Raw genomic sequence first — 2,829 nt, 5'->3', positions numbered from 1 at the left:
CACAAACTCCCGCCGCTGATCCATTACCGACACCTCGCGCCATGCCATGGACTGGCCCCCCAACCACCAAATCCAAGCATTATGACGTGTCGGCCATGTCCCCGAACACCGGAAAAAACCGTCGGTGATGTCCCCGGGCTATACATTCAAGCGGGGCATCCAGTATTCCAGAGGCGTCCGTACTTGAGCCGATGTGCCGCGGCGTACTGGATCGCCCGGTCAAGCCGGGCGACGACCATCTGAGACGAGTTGCAATTGTCGCATCATGGCCCCATCTCGAAAAGGCCTTGCTCCAAGGCCTCATCGAAAGAGAAGCCATGTCCTTTTACGACGCGACCGTTCCCGCTTTTGTGCAAATCCTTTCCAGCCTGGCCGGCCTTCTCAACAAGGCCGAGGCGCATTGCAAAGCCAAGAATATTCAGCCCGAGGTAATCCTGAACGCGAGGCTTTATCCCGACATGCTGCCGTTCACGAAGCAGGTTCAGCTCGCCTGCGATTTCGCGGGAAAAACCACGGCCCGCCTTGCCCATATCGAGGTGCCGACCACGCCGGACACCGAGACGAGTTTTGAAGAGCTGCGGCAGCGGCTCGCGAAAACCATCGACTATCTCAAGTCGTTCAAGCCTGCGCAATTCGAAGGCGCCGACGCGAAAGACGTGACCTTTCCGGCCGGCCCCAATAGTTCGATCACGCTGAAGGGCCAGGAATACGTCAATCGCGCGGCGTTTCCGAATTTCTACTTCCATGCCGCGATCGCGCACGGAATCCTGCGCCACAATGGCGTCGAGATCGGCAAGCGCGACTTTCTCGGCATCGCGTGATCACTCGCCGTCATTCCGGGGCGCGGCCAACGGGCCGCGAACCCGGAGCTCGAGATTCCGGGTTCGCGCGCGCCCCGGAATGACCAAAGAAAAACTGCCCTCCAAAATTTGGCATACAGATCATCCTTTTCACACCGCTCCGAAATCCGGACAAATTATCCCACAAAGGTACTTCGCGCGGCTCACCTGCGCCTGTCGAATGGCTGGGCCATTGCGGAGGCAGTCGCAATGCACAAATCTAGGCGACCTGCCACGTCCTCGGAAAACAACTGCATGAGCACGCCGACCAGACTGTTTGAGCCCTTCAAGCTCGGCCCGATCACGCTTGCCAACCGCTTCGTGATGGCGCCCCTGACCCGCAATCGCGCGATCCCGCCCAGCATGGTGCCGAACCCGCTTGCGATCGACTATTACGGCCAGCGCGCCAGCGCCGGACTTTTGATCACCGAGGCTAGCCAGGTCTCACAGCAGGGCCAGGGCTATCAGGACACGCCCGGCATCTATTCCAAGGAGCAGGTCGAGGGCTGGCGCAAGGTCACCGATCGCGTCCATGAGCGCGGCGGAAAGATTTTCATCCAGATCTGGCATGTCGGCCGCGTTTCGCACATCGCACTGCAGCCCGGCGGCGGCAAGCCGGTCGCACCCAGCGCGATCCGTGCTAAAGGCAAGACTTTCGTGAACGGGACCTTCACCGACATCTCGGAGCCGCGCGCGCTCGAACTGTCAGAAATTCCCGGCATCATCGACGATTTTCGGCGCGGCACTGTCAACGCGCTCGCCGCCGGTTTCGATGGCGTCGAGATCCACGGCGCCAACGGCTATCTGCTCGATCAGTTCGCGAAAGACGGCGCCAACAAGCGCGACGACCTTTATGGCGGCGCCATCCCGAACCGGGCCCGGCTGATGCTCGAGGTGGCTGAAGCCGTTGTCAGAGAGGCGGGCGCGGAGCGCACGGGCATCCGCATCTCCCCGGTCACGCCGGCCAATGACATTTCCGACTCCAATCCGCAGCCATTGTTCGAGCACATCGTCGATCACCTCAATGCGCTCAAGCTGAGCTATATCCACGTCATCGAGGGTGCGACCGGCGGCCCGCGCGATAACGCGCCTTTCGATTACGCCTCGCTGCGCAAGCGTTTCGATGGCGCCTATATCGCCAACAATGGCTACGATTTCGAGCTGGCCACAAAAGTGCTCGCGGAAGGCGCCGCCGACCTGATCGCGTTCGGCAAGCCGTTCATCTCCAACCCCGACCTGGTCGAGCGGCTGAAGAAGGGCGCTCCACTTAACGAATGGGACAAGGCCACGTTTTATGGCGGCGGCGCCAAAGGCTATACCGACTATCCGACGCTGGAGGCCCCGCAAGCCGCGGAGTAGCCAAACATCAAGCTCGTCATGCCCCGCGAAAGCGGGGCATCCAGTATTCCAGAGACGTCGAGATCAGCTGAGAAACCGCAGCGTACTGGATCGCCCGGTCAAGCCGGGCGATGACAAGCGGAAAGCGTTGCCGCGCGCAGCTCTCTTTCTCGCCTCTGCGTTCTCTGGTCTAATGCTTCCATGATCCCATCCGCCGAAGACATCGTTCGCCGCGCCACCACTGCCTTCAACGCGGGGCAACGCGATGAGGCTCGAAAATTCTGTGAACAAGGCCTCGAGCGGCAACCCGGCGAACCGATGTTGAGCCATCTGCTCGCAGCCGTGCTGTTTTCCGCAAATGATGCCGAAGCCGCCCGCAGCCATATCGAAACAAGCATCGCGCGACGCCCTGACAGCGCCGCGGCGCATCTGCTTGCGGCGCGGATCGCCCGCGCACAAAAGGACTTTGATGCCGCGCTGGCGCATCTTGATCGTGCGATTGCTCTTGCGCCGCAACGCGAGGCTTTCGTCGAAAAGGCGCGAACGCTGGATCAGGCCGGGCTGAAGCCGCAGGCGCGCGAGGCCTGGCAGGCAATCCTGAAGGTGATCCCGCACCATCAGGAGGCCGCAGGCCGGCTCGGGCGGCTGGCTT

3 protein-coding genes are annotated in these 2,829 nt (G+C 61.5%); all 3 read left to right on the top strand.

Annotated elements, in window-relative coordinates:
• Positions 1-317 precede the first annotated feature (317 nt).
• Positions 318-821: a DUF1993 domain-containing protein gene (locus JOZ76_RS33620; RefSeq protein ID WP_291705687.1), complete on the top strand. Its 504-nt coding sequence runs from the start codon at positions 318-320 to the stop codon at positions 819-821.
• A gap of 273 nt (positions 822-1,094) precedes the next feature.
• Positions 1,095-2,198 (top strand): alkene reductase, encoded by a 1,104-nt coding sequence (locus tag JOZ76_RS33615; protein ID WP_291705686.1) that lies wholly within the window; start codon positions 1,095-1,097, stop codon positions 2,196-2,198.
• 180 nt (positions 2,199-2,378) lie between these two features.
• Positions 2,379-2,829 (top strand): tetratricopeptide repeat protein (locus JOZ76_RS33610; protein WP_291705685.1); only part of this gene is annotated, 451 nt, incomplete at its 3' end.

The sequence above is a fragment of the Bradyrhizobium sp. genome (assembly GCF_019244115.1).
Classification (GTDB): Bacteria; Pseudomonadota; Alphaproteobacteria; order Rhizobiales; family Xanthobacteraceae; genus Bradyrhizobium.
This window is presented reverse-complemented; position numbering and strand designations above follow the sequence as displayed.

Excerpts from the sequence above, each read along its gene's own strand:
- JOZ76_RS33620 (WP_291705687.1), top strand. The coding sequence starts at position 318 with ATGTCCTTTTACGACGCGACCGTTCCCGCTTTTGTGCAAATCCTTTCC.
- JOZ76_RS33615 (WP_291705686.1), top strand. The coding sequence starts at position 1,095 with ATGAGCACGCCGACCAGACTGTTTGAGCCCTTCAAGCTCGGCCCGATC.